This is a genomic window from Nocardia higoensis NBRC 100133 (genome assembly GCF_000308595.1).
Lineage (GTDB): Bacteria > Actinomycetota > Actinomycetes > Mycobacteriales > Mycobacteriaceae > Nocardia > Nocardia higoensis.
Genome location: NZ_BAGA01000026.1, coordinates 1 through 23,802, shown reverse-complemented (window position 1 = coordinate 23,802; position 23,802 = coordinate 1). Strand labels below are relative to the sequence as shown.

Sequence of the window (23,802 nt, the reverse complement as noted above, 5' to 3'; positions counted from 1 at the left end):
GTAGGCGGCGTGCGGGTCGTCGGCGAACTCGTCGGTGTAGATCGCGACGCGGAGGTCGTGGTCGGTGTCCGGAGGTGAGCCGCGGCCCACCGTGCCGAGGGCAGGGTCGAGCGAACATCCCGGCACAGCGCCTCCCGTGTGGTCGTCGGAGTGGAAGGCACTCGACACCGGGGCTTTCGCCACCGGCTTCCCTCCCCTGACGGGGAAGCCGGCGCGCCGTGTGAGGGGTGAGCCGGCGTCACCCGGTGCCGAGCGCCAGAGCGACCATAGGGGCGCGGAAGCGGTCGTGATCGGGGCTGATCAGGCGAGCGTTATCGAGATATGCGCGATCCTGATGAGGCGTGAGCGGATACGGCGGTGAGATATCGGTCGCGCCCGCTCTGGTGGCGCCCGGTATGGCCGAGATCCCGGACCTTGCGGGGGCTGGTGATCGTCGGGCAGACCATCGAACGGCTCATCGGTGCGGGCGGGATGGGCGCGGCCTATCTGCGCGCTGCGACACCGCCCGCGCCCACCTGAGGGTCACGCCGGCGGCGCGCTCCATCACGACCGGGTGGTGTTGACGAGCCCCGCGATGGACGCGGTCCACCGACTCGCCGAGGGCGGGGGCGATAGCGCGGCCGATCTTGCTCCGGAACGTCGTTGACCAGGGCGGGCATCTCCAGCCGTAGGCTCCTGGTTCTCGGCCGCGGCGCGCACCTGCACCATGTCTGCGGGCACTACGTCAGGTGAACACTTCCTCGAGGGTGCTTGCGGTCAGGGCCGCACGGAACCAGGTGCGCAGGCGCGTGGTATCCGCTACGCCGATTCGGGCGGTGACATCGGCGGGTAATGGGCCGAACTTGACCGTCAGCAGGTCGGTGAGGGCTTCGGCACGCTCCTCGGCGCGTCCTTCGGCACGGCCCTCGTCTCGGCCTTTTGCTCGGCCTTTGGCTTGCAGCTTCTCGGCGGTCGTCATGAGCACCTCCTTGGCGCGGGGGCCGAGTTGTTCGATCACGGGAGCCAGGTCGTCCTCGCTGGTCTCGCCCACCATGAAAATGTACGTCACCAGGCAGGTGAGGTCATCTATGCCGCCGGGGGCTTCGATGAGGGCGTGCAGGTCATCGACCAAGGGAGCCAGGTCAGCGCCGAGGTGCGGGTTGCCCGCGGCGATCTTGTGCAGGACGAACATCAGACGTGCCGCGGGGGTGAGGGCGCGGCGGCGGAGGGCTTCCACGTCGACAGTGGTGAGGTCGTCGAGGACCAGACGCAAGCGAGGCAGGTGTTCGCCGAGCGCGAGACGGGTATCGGGAGCCAGACCGATGAGTTCGGACAGCTCGGTCGGCGTGTTCCAGCGGCGGCTGTGCGGACCGCTGTGGACAACCACCGGGACGATGGGGGGCAAAGTGGCAGCCTCGGGGCGCTCGCCGAGGTAGCGGTTCCAGATGGCGGCCATGTACTCGATCATGCGCAGCGGCATGAAGCGGTCGGGCCGGGTCTGGTGTTCGATGAGGACATAGATGAACGCGTCGTGGTCATCGAGCAGGGCGTGGAAGAGCACGTCGCTGTAGCGGGACCGCAATCGCGTCGAGACGAAGTTGCACGGCTGCGGAGTGAGCGTCTCCCATCGAATGCGGGCGGAAATGGCCTCGGGCAGTGCCGCACGCAGTTCGCCAACGGCATCGTGGGGGCGGGACATGATGTGCCGGAAGAGCGCGTCGTGTGGGTTCGGTGGTGTCACAGCCATGCCCGGCCCTGCCGGTTGCGCGGTTTGCAGAGCACGTCGCCTCGGCGCATGACCCCCCATTCGACTCGGTCCGCCAGTGCGGCGGACACTTCCTCCCCTTGTTCGGTTCGGGATCGATGCGAGGCCCAGGCCTGTCCCCCACGATCCGAAAACGCGTTGCGTACTGTACCCCGAACTCGTTTGGAGGCGAAGAGGATTCGGATGGCCGTAGCGACCCGGCACGATGTTCGGACCTACGAGGCGGCCGACCGTAGCGGGCGCATCGCCGACGGATGGGGCGCGAGTCCGATCAGTAGCGGCGGCATGCCACGGGCTACGACGTTACCGCTGCCGAGCGCCGCAGCGAACATACGATTGGGCTCCAATGATCGTGCGCCATATGCGGCCTGCCGATATCTCGATAGCGGTTGACGATTCGACCGAGCTGGCGGAGGGCTGTCGCACGGGTGAGAGGTTCGCTCACCAGCGGCGCGGCGGTGCACGCCAGGATCGGCGTGATCGGTATCGACTGCCACACCGCTCTACCAGCCGTTCTACGCCACTCACAAAACAATTCTCGACAAGAGCGGCCCCTCGAGAAGATCTTCGCCGAGGCGGCGGCCCCGGATCAGGAGGAAGCAATGACGAGGAGGGTGCGGTGAGCAAGGAGCCGCGGGAAATTTGCATTGTTCGGGTGAGGCGGAACGATCGGTGGCGGGCGGAATTCGTTATCGATGGTAGACGTTACGATACAGCCGAGGAGTTCGAGCGGGTCACTACCGAGGCATTTCTGACGATCAATGAGCAGCGAATCGTGGCGGAGTTCGGGACCAGTGAAGTCAGCGATTCCGAGCCGCCGTTGCGGCTGCCGTCATGGGAGGAGTACCGCTCGACCCTCGATCCGACCCTGTGACATGAGTGGCCGTGGGAGCGAGCGTGACTTCACCCTTCCGGCATGCCGTGGCCGAGGCCGTTCGCGTATCCCTCGCGATCGACCTCGGCCACAGACGATGTCGGCTGACGTCAGACGGTGATAAGGCTCGCCGACGCGGCGCGGCGGAGTTTGCCCGAGGGGGTCTTGGGGAGCGCGCCCTTGCCGACGATGGTCACCACGGCGGGGGCGATGCCCACATCGTCGTAGACCGCGCGGGCGACGTCCTTGCGGATGCGCTCGGACTCTTCGGCATCGCCCGCCGCGTCGGACTCGGCGATGACGGCGATGCCCTCACGCGCCATCGACGGCAGCTTCACCGCCAGCGCCGCGACGCCGCCGGCGCGGACGCCGGGAATCACGCCGGCGGCGCGCTCCACCACGACCGGGGAGATGTTGCGGCCGGCGACAATGATGATGTCCTTCTTGCGGCCGCTCACCACGGCTTCGCCGTCGGGGGTCAGGTAGCCGAGGTCGCCGGTGTCGAGCCAGCCGTCGGCGTCGTTGGCCGAGACGAAGCCGTCCGGGCCGAGGTAGCGGCGGGTGACCGCCTCGCCGCGCACCTGGAAGGTGCCGATGTGGTCGGCGGGCAGGGGGTTGCCTTCGTCGTCGACGACGCGCATCTCGAGGCCGGGGACCGGCGGGCCGAGGCGCACGACCGTGCGCTCGCGCTGCACGTCTTCGCGCGCGGCGAGGTTGTCCTGCTCGGCGCGGTCGGCGTCGATGACGTCGACGGTGTAGCGCTGGTCGTGGGCGCTGAACGACACCGCCAGGGTGGTTTCGGCCATGCCGTAGGCGGGCATCATGGCTTCCGGCTTCAGGCCGAAACGCGCGCCCTCGGTGAGGAATTCCTCGAGCACGGCGGTGTCGATGGCCTCGGCGCCGTTGACCGCGACGCGCAGTTTCGACAGGTCGTAGGCGCCGTCGGGCGCCCGGCGGAGGCGGCGGGCGAGCACGGAGTAGGCGAAGTTCGGTGCGGCGGTGAAGGTTCCGCCGAAGCGGGTGAACAGTTCGGCCCAGGACAGGGGGTTCTTCAGGAAGGCCATCGGGGTGGTGAGCACGGTGGTCGTCCGGGCGAACATCGGGGTCATGAGGGTGCCGATCATGCCCATGTCGTGGTAGAGCGGCAGCCAGCTGACCACGACGTCCTCGGTGCGGAAGTCCGCGGCCGTCACGATGGCGTGCTGGTTGGCCCACAGGTTGCGATAGGTGATGGCGACGGCCTTCGGGACGCCGGTGGTGCCGGAGGTCAGCTGCAGCACGGCGAGGTCTTCCTCGTCGGTCTCCACGGCCTCGATCTGCGAAGTGCCGGCGCGCAGTTCGTCGATCGAGACGATCGGCGCGCCTAGATCGAGTTCGCGCACGGCGTCGTAGAAGGGCTGTCCCACCGCGACCACCCGCGAGCCGAGCATCCGCACCACCTCGCGGCAGTCGGCGAGCCAGGTCTCCAGGTTGGTGCGCGGGGTGGGCTGGTGCAGCATGGTGAACGCCGCGCCGCGCATCCAACCCGCCTGTACGGTCACGGTGATGTCGGCGGCGTCACCGGCGAGGATCGCGACCGAATCCCCCGGCGCCACACCGGCATCGGCCAGGCCAGCCGCGGCGGTGGCTGCTGCCGACTTCACCTGCGCCCAGGACAGGAACGACAGCTCCGACGAGCTCTCCCCGCTCCACAGGCCGGTGTCCTCGGGTGCGGGCTGCCGGAACAACAGGTCGGTAATTCTGCTCATCGGAACTTTCTCATCTCTGTCTGAAAGGGTCGGCGTGCACGGACCGGGATCAGGCCGGGGCGGCCTCGTCCAGCACGCGGCCGAAGGTCTCCACGAAAGTGGCGGCGTATCCGTCCGACAGCGCGACCGGGTCGGTGACGACGCCGAAGGAGGTGCGGTTGCCCAGGATCAGGCAGGTCACCGAGAACGAGTAGCCCACCAGCGGCGAGATCGGGGTCAACTCGGTGATCTTCTTGCCCAGCACCGCGCGGATCCGGGAGAAGCCCGGGTTGATGCCGATGTGGATGTCGGGGGCCATCCGCGACATCGAGGCGTTGGCGATGGCGCGCTGCAACGGCCACGGCGCCTTGGGACCGTTGTCGGTGGCGGCCAGCGACAGGTGCGGCTTGCGCTCCTCGATCAGCTTCAGCTCGGCGCGGGCGCGTTCGATCTGGTCGGCCAGGTCGGCCTTGTCGCCGGGCAGGTTGAGCAGCGAGACCAGCACGGCGTTGCCGGTGTGCCGGAAGCCTTCGTCGTGGGTGACCGGGAGGGTGACCCGCAGGATCTCGCCGCCCTTCTTGGCGGGCGGCGGGGTGAGGTTCAGCGCGCGGCCGATGGCGGCGAGCACGAATTCGTGCACGGTGGCGCCGTTGTGCTTGGCCGCGCGGCGCAGGTCGCGGGTGGACACGCCGGTCAGCGCGACCTCGCGACGACCGCTCTTGGTGAGCCGCGGCCAGCCGCGACCGGCCTGGCCCGCCTGCCACTGCTCGCCGAAAGCGGCCTTTGCCGTGGCGAACTCCTCCGGATCGACCTCGGGGATGTGATAGCGCGGGCTGGTCGCGAAGCGCTCGAACTCGGTCAGCTCCTCCGGCGTGCCGTCGGCGACCAGGGCGGCGAAGGCCGCGCCCGCGATGCCGTCGGAGACGCTGTGGTGCACCCGCAGCAGGATGGCCTGGGGGCCGGTCGCACGGGGCGTGAACAGCGTGATGTGCCACATCGGCGCGGGCCGGGGCAGCGGCTGCTCGTGCAGGGCGGCGATGCGGCTGTGCAGGTCGGCCTCGTCGCTGTACTGGGCGTGCGCGACATGGGCTTCCACGTCGACCTCGGCGGCGAGTTCGACCTGCGGGCGACGCCAGCGGCCCTCGCGGATGCCGAGCCGGAAGATGTCGAACAGGGTGCCGCGCTCGCGGACCCGCGCGCGCAGGTCGTCGATCGACAGGTGTTCGCCGTCGTCGGCCAGCACCATCACCATGGCCCAGACCATCGGGGCGGTCTTGGTGTCCAGATGCAGGTAGGTGTGATCGGGCGGGGCGAGTTCGACGGGGCTGCTCACTACTGTTCCACCTGACTGTTGTAGAGCTTCTCGTAGCGTTCGTTGTCGGGCTTCATGCCCGCCGCGACCAGCTCCCACAGCACCTCATCGGTGCCGCCGCCCACGCGGGCCAACTTCATGTCGCGCCACCAGCGTCCGACCGGGGTCTCGGATTCGAGATAGCCGGAGCCGCCGAAGATGTGCAGGCATTCCGAGGCCACCTCGACGCCGAGATTGGCGGAGGTCGCCTTGAGGGAGGCTGCGGTGCGCAGGTTGATCTTGCCCTCCTGGGCGACGCCGATGAGGGCGTAGCGCAGCAGGTCGATCCGCGACTGCAGGTCGGCCACGCGTAGGCGCAGGGCCTGGTGGTCGAACAGGCGCTTGCCGAACTGGCTGCGGTTCATCATCCGCGCCAGTGTCACGCCGAGCATGGCTTCGCAGTTGCCCGCGATCTGGCCCGCGACCGAATAGCGTTCGTGTGCGAGGCCCCAGCTGATCACAGCCAGGCCGGTGCCGGGGCGCGCGAGCAGGTTCTCCGCGGGCACCCAGGTGTCGATGGTGACCGGGGCGGTGTCCAGCGGGCCCGCACCGAGCTTGTCGTAGGGGGTGCCGATCTCGACCTGCGAGGTGGGCACGATCACCAGCGCGACATTGCCGTGGGCGACAGCGCTTTCCACGCCGCCTTCGGCCGCGCCGTCGATATGGCGGCAGACGACCATGATGTAGTCGGCGATCGGCGAGAGCGAGACGAACTTCTTCACGCCACGGACCCGGTAGCCGCCGTTCTCCGACTCGACGGTGGTGGCGACGATCTGCAGATCGGAGCCGCCGGATTCCTCCGAGGCCGCGATGCACAGCACCTTCTCCACCGCGATCGCCCGGTCGGCGAGGGTGCGCTGGAAGTCGTTGCGCGCGAAGCGGCGCAGCATGGCGATGGCCGAATCGTGCAGGCTGACACCGACGGCGATGCCGGCCGACTGCAACGAGCCGAGCTTCTGCGCCAGCGCGAAGTGCATGCCCAGGTCGGTGAGCTTGCGGTCTTCCCACTTACGGGCGAACACGCCCGCCTTGCCCAGGTGTTCGAGCAGTTCCCTGGGGAACTTCGCTTCCCGCTCGGCCTGCTCGGTCCATGCCACGACCTGGTCGTCGAAGGCCAGGTCGAGCAGTTCGTCGTAGGAATCCACGGCGGTCACTGCGCGACGCTGCCTGCCTTCGAGCGGATGAGATCCTCGAGGTCGCCGACCGAGGCGGCCTCCGACATCTCGCGCTCGCTCAGCTGCACGCCGAGGCGCTCCTCGATGGCGACCACGCCGATGGCGAACGCGACGGAGTCCAGCCCGAGGTCCTCGATCAGCAGCGACGAGCGGGTCAGTTGCGCGAGCGGCAGATCGAGATCCTCTTCGAGGATGCTGTCCAGCGTTTCACGGATATGGTCGGACATTCGGGAACTACTCCTTCACGGGCGAAACCGGATACCTCCGGGTGCCGGACACTTCCGGGGCCGAGGAAACATTAAACGACGGCCGTATTGTCAGGCAAGGCATACCTAACTAACTGCTCTCGGGCGGGTGACGCGGAGCCACCCGCCTGGGCCGACTACTCGACCACGTCGTCGCCGTCGGCGGCAAAGCTGGTGAACGCGGTATTGCGCTGCAGGCGGTAGACCTCGCGGCCGAGCACGCTGTTGAGGATCTTCGCGTTGCGCATCGCGCCGATGTCGAGGTTGGGCGCGGACACACCGACCGCGTGCGCCTCGGCATTGGCCACGAACAGCCGGTTGGCCAACGCGCCGTCGGCGGCCACCGAGTGATTCGACTCCACGACCAGCCGGTCGCGCGAATCCCGGTGCAGCCGCTCGGCCACCGGGGCCAGGAAGTCCGGCTTGCGCTGCTGGTAACCGGTGCACGCGATGACCAGATCGGCGGTCTGCGTGAGCTTCTTACCGGTGTCCAGGTGCTGACCGCGCACCTTCAGCCTGCCGTCGGAGAGGGTGTCGATGGCCTCGACCGCGACGCTCTGGCGCAACCGCACCGGCTGCAGCTTCTCCAGCAGCTGCCTGCGGTAGAGCAGGTCGTGCAGCCGTTCCAGGGTCGCGGTGGAGATGCCCTTGTGGAACTGCCAGTGCTGCGCGCGCACCCGGTCGCGGGCGTCCTCGGGCAGCGAGTGGAAGTAATCCATGTAGGCCGGGGTGGTCATCTCCAGCGAGAGCTTGGTGAAGTCCAGCGGCGCGAACCACGGGGTGCGGGTCCACCAGGTGACCGCGGGGCCGCCGCGCAGGTTCTCCTCGAGCAGATCGATGACGATCTCGGCGCCGGACTGGCCCGAGCCGATCACCGTCACCGAGTCCGCGGCGTGCGCGCTGTCCTGATGGAACAGGTACTGCGAACTGTGGATCAGCGCGGGCGATTCGGTGGCCAGCGCGGACGGGATCACCGGCTCGGTGCCGATGCCGACCACGACGTGGCCCGCGTGGATCACCGAGGCGGCGCCGCCGGAGGTCACCGAGACCTCGAACAGCTCCAGCTCGTCGTTCCAGCGCACCTGCTCGACCGTGGTCCGCCAGCGCAGCGAATCCAGCTGCGCGACAACCCACAACAGATACGCCTCGTACTCGCGCCGGGTCGGGAAGAAGTCCTCGCGCACCAGGAACGGGTAGAGCCGGTCGACATCGGCCAGGTAGGCCAGGAACGACAGCGGGTGACGTGGATCGACCAGCGAGACCAGGTCGGACAGGAAGCTCACCTGGAGCTTGGCCTCGTCGAACATCAGGCCGGGATGCCAGCGGAACTCGTCGGCGGAGTCCACCACGAGCACGTTCGCGTCCTCGACCGTCGAGGCGAGCGCAGCCAGGCCGAGGTTGAAGGGGCCGCAGCCGATCGCGAGAATGTCCACCGATTCGATTTCACTCATGGGTCTTCACCATTTCGTCGACACTGTGTTCGAGACCTTCGGATTCCACTTCCAGGGCGATGCGCAGGATGTCGTCGAACAGCGCGTCGATGTCCTGCTCGGTCGCCTCGGGGTTGAGCAGCGTGAGCTTGAGGCAGGTGCGCGGCTCGCCCTCGCCGTGGATGCGCACCTGGGTGCGGCCGATGAGCGCCTTGCCCGAATTGATCAGGCGGCGGCGCACTTCGCCGTTGACCTGGTCCAGATCCAGATCCTCGCAGCGGTACCGGAAGATCACCGTGGTCAGGGTGACCGGTGCGACCAGATCCAGCTGCAGCTCGGTGGCGATCCGGCGCTCGGCGTGCTGGGCCAGCTCGTGGCAGGTGTCGAGCATCTCGCCGAGGCCCTCGCGGCCGTAGGCCAGGAAGGTGGCCGCGACCTTGAACACGTCGGGGCGGCGGGTGGTCTGCAGGGTCTGGCCGAGCAGGCCGCCGTAGCCGGCTTCCACGTCGTCGTCGGGGTTGAGATAGGCCACCGAGCGGTTCAACGAGGCGAAGCGCTGCTGGTCGGCCAGCAGCAGCACGCTGGCCGCGGCGGGCTGCCAGCCGACCTTGTGCAGATCCAGGGTGATCGAGTCGGCGCGGTCGATGCCGGTCAGCAGGCCGGAGAGCCTGTCGGAGAACAGCGATCCGAAGCCGTAGGCCGCGTCGACGTGCATCCACAGGTTGTGGCGGGCGGCGATCTCGGCGATCTCCGGCAGCGGGTCGATGCTGCCGAAGTCGGTGGTGCCCGCGGTCGCCACGATCGCGATCGGGGTGTGGCCGACGCTGTAGCGCTCGAGCAGTTCCGCGAGCGCTTCGGGGATCATCCGGTGGTCGGAGTCGACCGGCACCGGAATCGCCGCGGCCTCACCCAGCCCCAGTGCCGCGCAGGCGCGGTGGACCGAGAAGTGCGCCACCCGCGAGCAGAACACCACCGGCCGCGGCAGCGCGCTGACGCCGTTCTGGCGGACGTCGATGCCGCGCTGGGCCGCGCCGTAATCGCGGGCGACCAGCAGCGCCAGCAGATTCGAGTAGGAGCCGCCCGGGCCGAAGACGCCGCCCGCGGATTCGGTGAAACCGGCCAGCCGGGCCAGTGACTTGATGGTCCACTGCTCGATGCCCAGTGTGGCCGGGCCGGAGTCGTAGGTGTCCAGCGAGGCGTTGCCCGCGCTGGCCAGCGCGTCGGCGACCACCGACACGGTCAGCGCGGGCGGCTGTAGGTGCGCCGCGCACTGCTTGTGGGTCAGATCCAGGCCGTAGCGGGCGACCAGGTCGGCCAGCTGATCGAGCGCGGCCTCCTCGCCGATGCCGGTGGCGGGGATCTGCTCGGGGCCCAGCGCGTCCGCGACGGCGGCCAGCACCGTGGCCGGATCGCCCGCGGGCAGGGGGAATCCGTGGTGGCGGCCGTCGACTTCGGCGGCGACGCGGGTCAAGCCGGCGCCGATCTCCGCCCAGCCTGCGCCGGGGCGGGAGAACTTCGACGACTTCCCCCACGGGAATGCAATTTCTTGTGACACGGACAGCCCCATTACGTCAATTCGGACAAAGATGTGGTCGAGGGATACCGAGCGTCGGCCGCTCGACCGGTGGTCGCGGTGGGTGATCCCGGCCCCGGCAGGCCGGACACACCGCGATGATCGTTTTCTCTCGAGCCGGGCCGGAGCGGCTAGACGGCTTCGGGTTCGCGCAGCGCCGAGACCAGCTGCCCCACTTCGGTATCGAGCCGGTCCGGGACCCGCTCGATCAGCCCGGTCAGCACCGCGGCCGCGCGGTGCGCGAACTCCTCGTCGACGACCTCGGTCTGGTAGTCGACCTCCAGGTGCACCTGCTCGTCGGCGCCGATCTCGAAGGCGAAGGTCAGCGGGTAGTTGCCGATCCCGTTGAACACCGACCGGCAGGTCACCGAGGCGCCCGCGGGCACCGGGATGCCGCGCAGCGGCGCGTTGCGCACCGAGGCCATGATCTCGGCGACCGGGAAACGCCCGCCCGCACCGCGCAGCGCGGTGAGGACGGCGCCGTAGTCGACGGTGGCGTACTCCATCGCGGCGTAGACCGCGGACACCCCGGCGCGCAACGCCTCCCGCAGGCTCGACGCCGGGTCGAAGCTGAAGCGCATCGGCACGATATTGCCGCTGTAGCCGACGCGATCGGGCGTGTCGCCGGGCCTGCGGTTGTCGGCGGGCACCAGCAGCACGTGGTCGGCGGCGCCGGTGAGTGCGTAGACGCCGAGCGCGCAGAGCGTGATGTAGAGCGCGTTGCCGGTGGCGCCGACCTCGCGGGCGACCGCGTCGAGCGCGGCGTGGTGCTCGGGCTCGACCGGCGCGTACAGCTTTTCGCCCGCGCACTCGTCCATCGGCGACAGCCAGCTCTCCTCGGCGCTGATCGAGGGCAGCTCACCCGACAGCGGGAAGCGCACATCCTCGGCGGCCCAGGTCTGCTGGGCGTGGCGCAGCGCGTCTGCCACGGCGGCGACCGGCCGATCCGTGGCCCCGGCCGCCTGTTCGGGCCACGCGCCGGTGGTGAGCGTGCCCAGCAGCGCGGGCCAGGAGGTGTCGTCCACGGCCAGGTGGTGCACGACCAGCAGCATGGTGACGCCGCCACCCGCGCGGGGGTACAGGCGCACGCGCAGCGGCGGTTCCTGCGTGAGCGCGAACGGCGAACGGGCCAGCGCGTCGGCGACCGCGAGCACACTGTCCCGATCGGTGCGGCCGTCGTAGGCCGGCAGCGTGCCGTACTCCCACACCCGGCCGGGTTCGGCCCACCGCCCGCGCACTCCGCTCGGGACGCGGCGGGCCACGCCGTCCGCGCCGACGGTGACGATCGAGCCGAGCACCGCGGCCTTGCCGATCATCAGCTCGGTCGAGGCGATCAGCGCGTCGAGGCGGTAGGTGTCGCCGAAGTCCAGAACCAGGGCGATGTTGTGGGAGACCGAATCCTGGTCGAACTCGTAGATCTTCCACATCCGGCGCTCGGCGATGCCGAATTCACCGGTGCCCGGCTGCGCGGGAGCCGCCACGGGGGCCGCGCCGGCCGCGGACTCGCTCGCGATCCCGGCCGCGGCCATCCGGCGGCGCAGCAGTTCCAGTCGCGCGTCGGTCAATGCGTTCATGCTTCTCCCAGCGTCGAGGCGTCGGTGGACTGCGATGGTGTCGTCTGCTCGGTTCGGGCGAGCACGAAAGTGTCTGCGGCGTCAGCGGATTCCTTCGGGATCCGGACGAAAGCGGTCACGCCACGGGCCTGCGCCCGCAGCGTCGGCCAGTCGCCGACGAGACCGACGAGGTCGCCGCGAGCCCACAGCGGGGCCTGGTCCTGGAAGTGCGCCGAGCGCGGGTCGCCGCTGACGCCCAGCGGGACGATCCAGCGGCTGGCGTCGCGATCGGCGAGATCCCAGATGTAGCGCGCGGCCGAACCGAGGCTGCACGCGTGCGAGAAACCGATGGCACTGGCATTGGCCATCACGCACTCGCCGTCGCCCGCCAGCGGCAGCCGGTCCGGACGGATCTTCGCCGACAACTCGAGGTGCGCGGGGGTGGCGCCCATCAGATCCATGCCGTGGATCGGTTGCAGCACGTGCACGCTGCCCCAGGTCGGGGTGGTGTCCTGCTCGGCGAGGTGCGCCGCCACCGCGGCGACCGCCTCGGCCGCGAGCGCGGCGACGTCGATGCCCACGGCGCGGGCATGGCGCACGACCGAGTCCAGCGCGGCCCCGAGACGGGTCTCGACCACGAACCACGGGTCGAACATGCGCGGGAAGCCGTGTGGGGCGGCCAGTCCGACGAGCGCCTCGTGGCGGGCGACCGCCGCGACCAGGCGGGTGCGGACCTCGGCGAAGACGTAGGCGTCGGTGCTCTCGGCGGCCATGGTGCGATCCCAGGCGAGCAATCGCTCGCGCACCCGCTCGGCGGCCGGGCTGAGCCCGGTGAGGGAATGCAGCACCGACAGCAGGGTTTCCGCGCCCGCGTTCGCGACATCGCGGTGGATGTCGGCACAGTCACCGACCGTGACCGCGGCGGGCCGGCAGGCCGCATCGGCTCGACCTTCGGGCGCGCCACCGGCAGGATCGACACCGGCCTGCACCGAGGCGCCACGGGATTCCGGCGTGACGTGCAGAGCGCGATCGAGCAGCGCACCGATGCGCTCGGCGCGATCGGTGGCCGCGCATTCGGTGGTGATCGGCTGCAACGGGGCGGCATCGAGGATGCGCTGGTTGGCGATCACCGCGTACTCGGGCACGCTCGCGTCGAAGGCGGTGTCCGAGACCGAGGCGGTGGACATGGCGCGCCACTGGTAGCGCGCGTCCCAGCCCGGCACCGGCAGCCAGTAGTTCTCCGGCGCGCGCAGCGGCATCGCGCCGACCACGTGCTGGCTCAGCCTGCCCTCGACATCGGCGATCACGATGCGGTTGGCCGGTTCGACCCAGGTGGTCAGGGCCTGCTCCACTTCGGGCACCGAGCGCGCGAACAGCAGATCCACGGCGGAGTCGAAGGTGGCGTCCGGGTCGTCGAGCAGCGGGGTGCGCAGGCTGATCGAGAAATCGGCGTCCGGGCCGCCGAAGACGACCGAACCGTTGCTGGTCCCGATGACCTCCACCGACACCGGATCGCCGTCGCGTACCAGGATTTCCTCGCGGTGGGTCCAGGCGGCACGGGGGCCGTCGACGGATTCCGCGAGCACGTCCGCGCCCGAGCGGGTCAGGCGTTCGAAGTACAGATCCTGGTAGTCACCCATCGCATTGGTGATGCCCCAGGCCACCGACCCCGCGTGCGCGAAGTGCGGCACGGCGGGCACGCCGGCGAAAGCGAAACCGACGATGTCGAATTCGGGGGCGGCCAGGTGCACCTGCTGGTAGATGCCGGGCAGTTCGAGGAAGCGATGCGGGTCGCCCGCGATGAGCGGGGCGCCGGTGGCGGTGTGCGCGGCGGCCACGCCCCAGGCATTGCTGCCCGAGAGCGGTTCGCCGAGAGAGGTCCGGTCCGGCTGCTCGCCGCCGGAGGCGCCCGCGAATTCGGCCAGCACCTCGGCCAGGAAGGACTCGTCCGGCAGCGCGGGCACGCTGTCCCAGGACTCGTCCACGCCTTCGCAGTCGAACAGGCGCAGCGCGTCCCGGCCGAGCGCGCGGCAGGCGTGCAGCCGCCACAGCTTGGTGGTGAACCGGCCGAACAGGATGTGGTGCACGATGAAGATCGAGATCGGCGTCCACGGCTGCCAGGGCGAGGGACGGTGGTCGAACTCGGTCAGTTCCAGCGCTTCGGCGGTGTCGAGCGTGCTGTTGACCCCGTCGACGTAGGCCTGGACCAGGCTGCGAGTGCGCTCTGAGGAAGACTCGAAGATACGGCGGGCGGCGGCGTCGATGCGGGCGCGGCGGGCGAATTCGTCCCAGCTCACACCGACCGCGCCGACGATCTCGGCGGTGCGGCCCTCGGCGCGCAGCCGCAGGTATTCGATCTGCCAGGCGCGGTCGACGCCGCAGGCACAGCCCTGCCCGAACAGCGCACCGGTGGCCGAATCGGCGGTGATGTGCGGGATCCCGTGCGCGTCGCGGACGATCTCCACGGCCGGGGCGGTGCGGGCGCTCACGAGACCGACACCTCCGCTCTGCGGGCGGCGCGGTCGGCGGCGGGGCGGAACACCGCGATCGGGTTCACCAGTTCGTGGTCGGAGTCGACCAGGCTCGCGTACGAGTCGCCGAGATCGACCATGCGGCGGTTGTTCGTCAGTTGCAGACGGTTCATGTGGATGGCCTTGAAGGTGGGGGCGAACAGATCCCAGCGCCGGAACCGTTCGTCGAGTTCGGGGTGCAGGTCCTGGAATTCGACGACGCTCTCGGCGACGACCGCCCAGAATGTCTCGTCGCTGACCAGTCCGCTGGAATGCAGGATCGCCGCGAGATGACGCAGGTAGTCGTCGAACACATCGGAGAGCACGCCCATGTTGCGGATCTCGTCGGATTCGGCCGACACCGCGCGGCGGCAGTTCTCCGGCACCTCGTCGGGAGCGCAGAAGATATTGACCTCTTCGCCGATGTCCTTGAGGATCGCCCGGACCGGGACGCCGGAATCGAGCACCAGGATCAGGTTCTCGCCGTGCGGGGAGAATTTGAACTCGTACTTGTAGAGCAGGTAGATGATCGGGTGCAGGTAGGACCGCAGGTAACGGGCCAGCCAGTCCTCGGCCGAAATGCCCGACGCGCGAATGAATTCCGCGACCAGCGGCGCGCCGCGATGGTCGATGTGCAGCAGGGCCGCCATGGTGGTGAGCTGCTCGTGCGGCTTCGCCAGCGGCACCGGGCTTTCGCGCCACAGCGCCGAGAGCAGTTTCCGGTACTCCGAACCCGGCTTGGTGAGCGTGTTGAGCGCGGTGTTGCGATAGCCGATGGCGGCGGTCTCGTAGATCATCTCGAAACCGATGGATTCTAGATATTCGTCGCCGTCGACCCGAGTGCGGATGTAGTCGTTGATCAGCGGGGTGGTTCGCATGTAATCGGCCGACATGCCGCGGGTGAAACCCATGTTCACGATCGACAGCGCCATCTTCACGTACTGGCGTTCGGGGTGCGTGGTGTTGAACAGCGTGCGGATGGACTGCTGCGGCTGGTACAGATCCGGTCCCTCGCCGACCTCGACGATCTTGCCCTCGGCGATGTCGAGCGCGTAGATCCGGGCGACCTTCTGCGCCCACTGCCAGGGGTGCACCGGCATGTAGTAGTAGTCGGCCGGGTCCAGGCCGCGAGCGGTGAGCACCGCGTCGAAGCGCGCGAGCGTGTCCGCGCCGAGTTCGGCGCGCACCAGGCTGTCGTAGTCGACGCCGGTGACGGCGGCGAAATCGGAATTCGCGCGCAGCACCGCGACCCAGGTGAGCCGGAATCGATTGCCCTGTTCGGGGGCGTAGCGGGCGATGTCGTCGACGCTGAAACCGAGCCGGCCCGCGTTGGCGACGATGCAGGGATGCCCCTCGGTCATCGTGGCCTCGATGGTCTGGAAATCCGAGACCGCGAGTTCGGCGGCGGCGATGCGGCGGGAATCGTGCCTGCCCGCGCTGATCACCAGCGTATTGGTGAATTCCTCCAGGTACTCCGGCAGCGCTTCGGGCGCGATACCCAGGAAATCACCGAGGTCGATGACCAGTTCCAGGGCGTCGATCCGCAACTGCTCGCCGTCGCGCACGCGCCGCATCGACGACTCGTCGATATTCCAGCTGTCGAGCGCGAGTATCTCGGCGCGGAAGTGGTACTCGGTGCGCCGGTCACCGGAATGCACCACGTACTCCCCCGGCGCCACCTCGACGGGCAGGATGTAGCGCTCGTGGCAGAACTCGGAGAGGATCTTGCGGGCGATGCGGAGGTGATAGGTCGGCCAGAACGACTGGCCCGCGATGAACTGCGGATTGCGCACGGTTTCGGGACTCACACTCTGCTCTCTCACGAATTGCTCTGCGCGGGGAGCGTGACGGTCCGCCCGTTGTCGGTCGCCCGCAGGAAGTCCTCGCGGGTGCAATAACTCAGCCGCGCGATCTTGTCGGCGACCGGGTAATCGCCTGCGACGACGAAACCGACCGCGGCATTGAGCCGCTGCACGTCGAGATTGCGCACGTCCGGCTCCACGACCACCCGCTGCGCGCCGAATTCGAAGAACGCGGTCCGCATGATGTGCAGCATCACGTTCGCGGTGAATCCGGGCAGGCGCTTGTCGCTGGGCGAGACCAGCAGGTGCATGCCGAGATCGCCGGGGACGTAGGTGTAGCCGGTGCCCGGCTTGGCCAGATCGCCGACGGCCGGGTTGTAGAGCTCGAAGAAGAACGAGCGCTCCCCCTGGTAACTACCCATGCGCAGACCGAATTCGGGCGAGCCGCCGACCGTCGCGCTGTGCCGGATCAGCTCCTCCACGTCGGCGACGGTGCTGTCGAGCATGCCCCAGTAGGCGGACTTGGGATGGGTGAGCCACTCGTGCGCGAGCACCGCGTCGAGTTCGACCTCCATGCGGCGGTGTTCGAACTCGTAGGACGGCGGCGCCGCCAGCTCGGCCTCGACCTGCGTGTCGGACAACTGCATGACCTCCAGGAAAAGTTGTGCGACCCGCTCGGCACGTTCGCCGTCGAGTTCGGCCAGCCGCCGCGCGAGCCCTTCGAGGGTGCGGCGGCCGAAGATCTCGGCGACCGTCAGCCGCGGCACGTCCAGCCAGCGGCGGACCTTCGCGACGAAGGCGGTGGCCAGCACCGAGTCGCCGCCGAGTTCGAGGAAGTCGTCGGTGACGCCGAGCGGACGGGTGCTCAGGACGGTGCCGAGGATCTCCACCAACGCCGATTCGACGGGATCGCGCGGCGCGACCGCCGCTGAACGGCCCTCGGTCACCACGAGCTGCTGGACCTTCGCGCGGTCGTACTTGCCGTTGGAGGTCAGCGGGAGCCGGTCGACCACGGTGATCGAGCGCGGGATCATGTGCGGCGGCAGGGCCTCGGTGAGCTGTTCGCGCAGCGACTCGTCGGTGGCGCCACGGGTCGCGGTGACCGCGGCGCGCAGATCCCGGCCGTCCGACCAGGCCACCGCGCCGGTAACGGCGTCCAGACCCAGCAGACCCGCCTCGACCTCGCCGAGTTCCACCCGGTAGCCGCGGATCTTGACCATGTGGTCGGCGCGGCCGAGGAAGTCGAGGAACCCGCCGGGCAGGTAGCGCACCATGTCGCCGGTGCGGTACCAGCGCACGCCGTCGAGGGTGACGAACCGGTCGGCGGTGCGTTCCGGATCGCCCCGGTAGCCGTCGGCCACGCCCGCGCCGCCGATCCACAGTTCGCCGGGGATGCGGTCGGGCCGGTCCCGGCCGACCGCGTCGACGACCCGGCAGCGCACACCGTCCAGCGGCACGCCGTAGGGCACGAAGGTGGCGCCGGCGGGCACGTCGGGCGCCTCGCACACGGTGGAGTGGATGGCGGTCTCGGTGGTGCCGCCCAGGCCGGCGACCCGGCAGCCGGGCAGCTGCGCGCCGACGCGGTGCAGCAGTGAGACGTCGACCTTGTCGCCGCCCATGATGATCACCCGCAGCGTGGACGGCAGCGGGGCGATGTCGAGGATCATGCCGAGGATCGAGGGCACGCAGTTCAGCACCGACACCTGCGCGTCGTGCAGCAGGCGGGTCCAGGTGTCGACCTTGGCGTCCGCGTCGTCGGTGGGCACCACGACGGCGCCGCCCACGGCGAGCAGGCCGAAGATGTCGAAGACCGACAGGTCGAATTCCAGCGAGGAGACCTGCAGGCTGCGGTCGTTCGCGCCCAGGTCGTAACGGCGCACCAGATCGGTGAGGGTCGCCACGGCCGCGCGGTGCGGCACCTGCACGCCCTTGGGCAGGCCGGTCGAGCCGGAGGTGAACAGCACGTAGGCCAGCGCGTCGGTGGAGACCGCCACCGGCTCGGCGGGCTCGGCGGTCCGTGCGGCCGCCAGCTCGAGCACGGTGTGTGCCGAATCCGCCCAGCGCTGCGTGCGATCGGTGAGGATCGCGGCCGGGGTGGCCACCGAGGCGATGCGCTCGCGGCGGGCCTGCGGCTGGGTGGGCGCCATCGGCACGTACGCCGCGCCTGCGGTGAGGACGCCGAGCGCGGCCACGACCTGGTCGCCGCCCTTGGGCAGATCGACGATCACGGTGTCACCGGCGCCCACCCCCGCGGCCAGCAGCGCGCCGGCGATCCGCCGGGCCTCCTGCGCGAGTTCGGCATGGGTCCAGGTGCGGGCGTCACCGATGATCGCGGGCGCGTCGGCGCGCTGCTCGGCGGCGGCGAGGAAGTGTCCGTGCAGGGTGCCGTCGAAGACCTCGGTGGCGGGCAGCGGCCGCTCGACCGAAAGCCGCTGGGCGCGAACCTCGTCGGAGACCGGGTCCGGGGCGGGCCGGTCCCAGTCGTCGGCCGTCAGCAGATCGAGCAGCCGCACGTAGTAGGCGAACATCTCGCGGGCGGTGTCGAGTTCGAGGTCGGAGGCCCGCACGTCCCAGTTCAGCAGCAGACCGCCCGCGACCTCGGTGACCTGGGCGTCGAGCAGCACCTGCGGGCCCTGCGAGACGATCCAGGACGGCTCGCCGAGCACCTCGGTGACCGTCGGGGAGAACAGCTCGCCCAGGCCGAGCGCGCTGGTGAACACCACCGGGGACACCACGGGTTCGCCGCGCTGCCTGCTCAGTTCGCGCAGCACGTCCAGGCCGCCGAAGCTGCCGTGCGCGGCCGCCTCGTGCATGGCCACCCGCATCGCTTTGGCGCGCTCGGCCAGTGTCAGGTTCTCGCGCAGGTCGACGTCGACGACGAGCGAGGAGGTGAAGTCACCCACCACCTTCTCGACATCGGGATGCACCGGGTCACGATCGAACAGCGGCACGGTCAGCAGGAATCGGGGACCGGCCGAGTACGCGCCCACCGCTTCGGCGAACACCGTGGCCACCGCGGAGGCCGGGGTGACGCCGCGCCGGTGGGCGTATTCCTCGAGACGCTTGCGGTCGGCGGCGTCGATGGCGTGGTGCAGGCGCACGGACGCCGGGGGCACCTCGCCGCGCGCGGCCGCCTCGCTCACCGGAAGCTCCGGCGGGCCGGGCAGATCGGCGATCCGCTCGCGCCACCAGGCGATATCGGCCTCGCTGGGTGCGCGGCCGGTGCGCTGGGCCGACAGCGCCGGGAAGTGCACGCGCAGTTCGGGCAGCTCTTCGCCGCGGTAGAGGCGGGCCAGATCATCGACCAGCACGCGATAGCTCATGGCATCGGCGGCGATCATGTCGACGTCCAGGTGAACTCGGCTGGCGCCGTCGGGCAGCAGGCTCAGCTCCACGCGGACGACCGCGCCGTCCTCGATCGGCAGCGCGCGGTGGGTGCCCTGTTCGCGGCGGCGGGCCAGGATGTCGGCGGCCGATTCCGCCGACTGCTCGCGCAGATCGTGGATCGCGACGGCCTCGGGGTGCGGGGCGCCGACCAGCTGGGTGCCGTCGGGCAGCACCCGTACACGCAGCATCGGGTGGCGCAGCAGCAGTTTCGTGACCGCGGCGCGGAAGCGCTCCGGTTCCAGGTCACCGCCATCGAATTCGATGTACAGGTGGGCCGCGACGCCGCCGTAGGCGTGGCTGTCGGAGCGGCCGATCCAGTACGCGTGCTGCATCGGGGCCAGCGGGAACGGGACGTCGAGATCGCTGGTCAGGTCGGCGACCTGTGCCTGCGGCGCCGCGTCCGCCGCGGCCGTATGCTCGGACGCCTCGCCCACACCCAGCAGGGCGGCCCAGGCTCGGATGGTCGGTTCCCCGGACAGCCGGGCGAAGTCGATGTCGTGCCCGCGCTTACGCCACTGCCCCGCCAGCCGCATCATCCGCAGCGAGTCCAGCCCCTGCGTGATCAGGTCGCCGTCCAGGTCGAGCGAGTCCGGCGCGATCCCCAGAGCCGATCCGACTTCCGCGCGGATATCGATGTCCGCACTCGCCTCGGGACGAGCAACCACCATGAGAACGCCTCTCGCAGATCGGAATTTCGCAGTTAGCGTACCCTAAGAAATTAGGTAATGCTAACCGGCTCCCGTCATCGGGCGATCAGCCCTTCCGAGGCGAGAGTGGTCCCCGAGGGCACACCACCCCGAGCAAGATCGACTCTCGATGGTTAGGTTACACTAACCTCACACTATCGCGTCGCACTCGGGCCGAAGGCACCGGGGTTTCCTGCGACATCCGTTGCGGCACAACAGCTCCCACAACGACGAAGACGCCCGCCACGAAGCACTCGTGGCGGGCGTCTCGCGTTCGTCCGATCTAGCTTCCGCCGACCGACACGGGCTCGGAGGTGATCCGCCAGCCCGTGGCATCGTTCTGATGGCGCCAGAACTCCGCGAATCGTCCGTTGGCGGCGAGCAACTCCGCGACGGTGCCGTCCTCGATCACACGGCCGCCGTCCAGGAACAGCACGCGGTCGGCGCCGGCGATGGTGGACAACCGGTGGGTCACCACGATCCGGGTGCGCTGCCGGGGATCCTCGCCGATGGCCGTGACGACGGCGGCCTCGTTCTCCGCGTCCAGTGCGCTGGTGCCCTCGTCGACGAGCAGCACCGACGACGGCTTGAGCAGCGCGCGAGCGATCGAGACGCGCTGGCGCTCACCGCCGGACAGCGCCGTGCCCGCTTCGCCGACCACGGTGTCCAAGCCGTCGGGCAGTCGCCCGGCGAACTCCGCCACGCGCGCCAGGCGCAATGCCGCGGCCAGCTCCTCCTCGCTCGCCTCCGGATTGCCCGAGAGCACGTTCTCCCTGATGGTTCCGGCGAACAGATACGGCTGCTGGAAGACCACGCTGCTCACCGTCGAGCGATGGGCGGAGTCCAGCCCGCCCAGTTCGACCCCGCCCACCAGCACGCTGCCCGCGTCGGGCTGCTCCAGCCCGGCCACCAGGCCGAGGACCGTGCTCTTGCCCGCTCCGGAAGGACCGACGATCGCGGTGACCTCACCGGCGCGGAACTCGAGATCCAGACCGTCGAGTACGGCGGGCTCGCTGTCGTCGTCGCTGTAACCGAAACGCACCGAACGCAACTCGACCGGGGCGGCGGCGGGAGCGATCTCGCTCGCCGCGCCCGCGGACTCCGGCCCTGGCGTGTCGATCACGGTGCGGATGTCGGTCAGGGTGGAGCGACTGGTCTCCATGGCCGGAGCCAGATCGCGAATCGAGTTGAACGGCTCGACGAACCGCACCACGACCACGATCAGCGCGATCGCCTCGGGGATGTCGACGGTCCCGCGCACCGCCAGCCACGCGGTGGTTCCCGCCATCGCCAGCAGGGCGATCTGCGCGGCCACCGTGAACAACAGCTGCCCGGGGATGCTGAGCAGCAGCAGTCGCAGGGTCGCGCCGTGCTGGGCGGCCAACGCCGCACCGGCCTGGCTGCTCGCCGGCTCCACCCGCCGCGCGGCACGCAGCGCGGTCTGGGTACGGGCGAATTCGATGATGCGCGCGGTGAGTTCGCTGTTGGAGGCGGCCGCCACCCGGTCGGCCTGCCTGCTGATGCGGTTGGCGCCCCACAGCGCGCCCAGCAGCAGCGGGACCGCGATCAGGGCGACGAGGCCGAGTTGCCAGGCGATCGGCACCAGCGCTACCGCGATGGCGATCGGCAGCAGGATGCCCTGGATGAGCGGGGTGAGCAGATAGCCGACCAGGCCGACCAGATCGGGGCCGGTGCTGGCGATCGCGCGCCGTGCGGTCGTGGAATTCTCCTCGGTGAACCAGCGCAACGGGATTCGCGCCACCTGCGCGGCCACCGAGCGCTGCGCGTTGTCGAGAATGCCGAAGCCGAGGTCGAAACCGATCCGGTAGCCGATCGAGTCGACCACCCAGCCGACGGCGACGGCGAGGGTGAGCAGGCCGACCCAGCGCCACGCGGCACCGGGATCGTCGCCGAACAGCTCCGCCACCAGCGGCACCACCAGCACGACAGCCACGGCCCGCACGATTGTCGAGACGACATTGATCGCGAGATAGCCCGCCACGCGGCCGCGCTGCTCGGCGGGCAGCAGGCCGATCACAGTCCGGAACATCAGACGTTCTCCTTCGATTCGACAACCGCACCGGCGCCGACGCCCACTGCCGCGACACCGGCCACGCTGTCGGCGGTCGCCTCCCACAGCCGGCGGTAACGCCCCTCGGCGGCGAGCAGCTCGTCATGGGTACCGGTCTGGGTGATCCGGCCGCCCTCGAGCACGACGATCCGGTCCGCGTCGGCGATGGTGCGCAGCCGGTGCGCGATGACCAGCACGGTGCGTCCGGCGGTCAGGCGGTTGATCGCCTGCTGCACCAGGTATTCCGATTCCGGGTCGGCGAAAGCGGTGGCCTCGTCCAGGATCAGCACCGGGGTGTCGGCGAGCAGGGCGCGGGCGATGGTGAGCCGTTGCCGCTCACCACCGGAGAGCGTGGCATTCGCGCCGAGCACGGTGTCGTAGCCCTGCGGCAGCCGCAGGATGCGCTCGTGCAGCTGGGCGTCCTTCGCCGCCTGGACGACGGCCTCCTCGGAGGCGTCCGGGACGGCCAGCGCGATGTTCTCGCGCACGGTGCCGTGCACGAGCTGGGTGTCCTGGAAGACGAACCCGACCCTCGCGTACAGCTCGTCCTGGGTGAAGGTGGTGATGTCGCGGCCGCCGATCCGGATCGCGCCCGCGTGCAGATCGTGGAAGCGCGCCAGCAGCGCCGCCAGCGTCGACTTGCCCGCGCCGGACGGACCGACCAGGGCCGTCACCGTGCCGGGCTCCAGGGTGAGCGTGATGTCCTCGACCACCGGCGCCTCGGCGCGGTAGCCGAAGGTGACGTTGTCGAATTCGACGTGCCCCTCGTGTGCCTCGAAGCGGGTGCCGCCGGTGCGGACGTCGAGTTCGTTCTCGTCCAGCGCGGCCTGGATGTTCTGCGCGGCCACCCGGCCGTCGCGCAGCCCCATGAAGCCGTAGCCGATGCCGAGCAACCGGGATCCGAAAGTGGTGCCCAGGAACAGGAACGGCAGCAGGTCGACCGGGTCGAGCCCGCCGCCCGCCACCAGGGCGGTACCCGCGAGCAGGATCAGCCACAGGAAGGTGACGGGGCGGGTGATCAGGTCCATCGTCGCCTTCTTGCCGACGAAGGGCCGCTGCCAGCCGTCGAGGAAGGCGATGTAGTCGTCGAGGCTGCGCCGGAACGGCGAGGCGGCCGAACCGCCGAACACCCGGATCACCGGCTGGCCGTCCATGTACGAGGTGGCCTCGCCGTTCATCCGCTCGGCCCAGCGTTGCGACTGCATCGTCTTGGGGCCGGAGGTGGCCATCATCGTCATCATCGTGATGATGTAGGCCAGGATCGGGACCAGCAGCAGCAGGCCGAGTCGCCAGTCCACCCAGATCAGGTAGACCAGCACCGCGATCGGCGCCACGACGGCGGCCACCGCGTCGGTCACCGCGTGCGTCACCAGATAGTGCAGCGACAGCGTGTCGTTGGTGACGAGCTTGTTGATCTGCCCCGAGGTGCGTGCGCTGAACCAGCCGAGCGGCAGGCGCGCCAGCTTGCTCAGCAGCCTGGCGCGCAGGTCGCGGCTGAACCGGGCGTCGACGGTGTGCAGCCACAGTTGCAGCGCCGCTTCGAGTATCGCGCCCACCGCGAGCAGGCCGACGGCCCACAGGCCCAGCGCCCACAGCGTGTCGGTCTCGCTGCCCCGCACCAGGTTCCGGGCCAGCTCGACGAGCAGCACGTACGGCGCGAGTTGCAGCAGCGTC

16 protein-coding genes are annotated in these 23,802 nt (G+C 69.8%); 2 read left to right on the top strand and 14 right to left on the bottom strand.

Features of this window, described 5'->3' with window-relative positions; genetic code table 11:
• Positions 1-183, bottom strand: a 183-nt coding sequence (locus tag ON26_RS34120; RefSeq protein ID WP_218000538.1) for a hypothetical protein, incomplete at its 3' end; no start/stop codon positions are given.
• Positions 184-357: 174 nt separating this feature from the next.
• Here ON26_RS34120 and ON26_RS33115 point away from each other — a divergent pair.
• Positions 358-519, top strand: coding sequence for a hypothetical protein (locus ON26_RS33115; protein WP_157171775.1), 162 nt, complete (start codon positions 358-360; stop codon positions 517-519).
• 205 nt (positions 520-724) lie between these two features.
• Here ON26_RS33115 and ON26_RS03650 read toward each other — a convergent pair whose 3' ends face one another.
• The gene (locus tag ON26_RS03650; RefSeq protein WP_157171774.1) at positions 725-1,726 is read right to left on the bottom strand and encodes an Rpn family recombination-promoting nuclease/putative transposase; all 1,002 of its coding nucleotides are present in this window, start codon (positions 1,724-1,726) and stop codon (positions 725-727) included.
• A gap of 637 nt (positions 1,727-2,363) precedes the next feature.
• Between ON26_RS03650 and ON26_RS03645 the strand changes: the two genes are divergently transcribed.
• Positions 2,364-2,618: a hypothetical protein gene (locus ON26_RS03645; RefSeq protein ID WP_040794528.1), complete on the top strand. Its 255-nt coding sequence runs from the start codon at positions 2,364-2,366 to the stop codon at positions 2,616-2,618.
• A gap of 110 nt (positions 2,619-2,728) precedes the next feature.
• Here ON26_RS03645 and ON26_RS03640 read toward each other — a convergent pair whose 3' ends face one another.
• The 12 genes from ON26_RS03640 to ON26_RS03585 form a co-directional block, all read right to left on the bottom strand.
• Entirely contained in the window at positions 2,729-4,366 is a 1,638-nt protein-coding gene (locus ON26_RS03640) for a long-chain-fatty-acid--CoA ligase (protein ID WP_040794527.1), read from the bottom strand.
• Between the two features lie 49 nt (positions 4,367-4,415).
• Complete coding sequence (locus ON26_RS03635; RefSeq protein WP_040794526.1) at positions 4,416-5,678, bottom strand: wax ester/triacylglycerol synthase domain-containing protein; 1,263 nt, start codon at positions 5,676-5,678, stop codon at positions 4,416-4,418.
• Complete coding sequence (locus ON26_RS03630; protein WP_040794525.1) at positions 5,678-6,850, bottom strand: acyl-CoA dehydrogenase family protein; 1,173 nt, start codon at positions 6,848-6,850, stop codon at positions 5,678-5,680. Before ON26_RS03630 ends, ON26_RS03635 begins: the two co-directional genes overlap by 1 nt.
• Positions 6,847-7,098 (bottom strand): acyl carrier protein, encoded by a 252-nt coding sequence (locus ON26_RS03625; RefSeq protein ID WP_040794524.1) that lies wholly within the window; start codon positions 7,096-7,098, stop codon positions 6,847-6,849. The genes ON26_RS03630 and ON26_RS03625 overlap by 4 nt, the downstream gene beginning before the upstream one ends.
• Before the next feature lie 155 nt (positions 7,099-7,253).
• Positions 7,254-8,567, bottom strand: coding sequence for a lysine N(6)-hydroxylase/L-ornithine N(5)-oxygenase family protein (locus ON26_RS03620; RefSeq protein ID WP_040794523.1), 1,314 nt, complete (start codon positions 8,565-8,567; stop codon positions 7,254-7,256).
• The gene (locus tag ON26_RS03615) at positions 8,560-10,113 is read right to left on the bottom strand and encodes a pyridoxal phosphate-dependent decarboxylase family protein (protein WP_373280923.1); all 1,554 of its coding nucleotides are present in this window, start codon (positions 10,111-10,113) and stop codon (positions 8,560-8,562) included. The genes ON26_RS03620 and ON26_RS03615 overlap by 8 nt, the downstream gene beginning before the upstream one ends.
• 137 nt (positions 10,114-10,250) lie before the next feature.
• Positions 10,251-11,693: a condensation domain-containing protein gene (locus ON26_RS03610; protein ID WP_040794522.1), complete on the bottom strand. Its 1,443-nt coding sequence runs from the start codon at positions 11,691-11,693 to the stop codon at positions 10,251-10,253.
• Complete coding sequence (locus ON26_RS03605) at positions 11,690-14,161, bottom strand: penicillin acylase family protein (RefSeq protein ID WP_083883704.1); 2,472 nt, start codon at positions 14,159-14,161, stop codon at positions 11,690-11,692. Before ON26_RS03605 ends, ON26_RS03610 begins: the two co-directional genes overlap by 4 nt.
• Complete coding sequence (locus ON26_RS03600) at positions 14,158-15,990, bottom strand: IucA/IucC family protein (RefSeq protein WP_051026616.1); 1,833 nt, start codon at positions 15,988-15,990, stop codon at positions 14,158-14,160. The genes ON26_RS03605 and ON26_RS03600 overlap by 4 nt, the downstream gene beginning before the upstream one ends.
• A gap of 11 nt (positions 15,991-16,001) precedes the next feature.
• Entirely contained in the window at positions 16,002-20,039 is a 4,038-nt protein-coding gene (locus tag ON26_RS03595; RefSeq protein ID WP_040794521.1) for a non-ribosomal peptide synthetase, read from the bottom strand.
• A gap of 301 nt (positions 20,040-20,340) precedes the next feature.
• The gene (locus ON26_RS03590) at positions 20,341-22,107 is read right to left on the bottom strand and encodes an ABC transporter ATP-binding protein (RefSeq protein ID WP_040794520.1); all 1,767 of its coding nucleotides are present in this window, start codon (positions 22,105-22,107) and stop codon (positions 20,341-20,343) included.
• Positions 22,107-23,802: ABC transporter ATP-binding protein (locus tag ON26_RS03585; RefSeq protein WP_040794519.1), on the bottom strand; the 1,696-nt coding region annotated here is incomplete at its 5' end. The genes ON26_RS03590 and ON26_RS03585, both read right to left, overlap by 1 nt.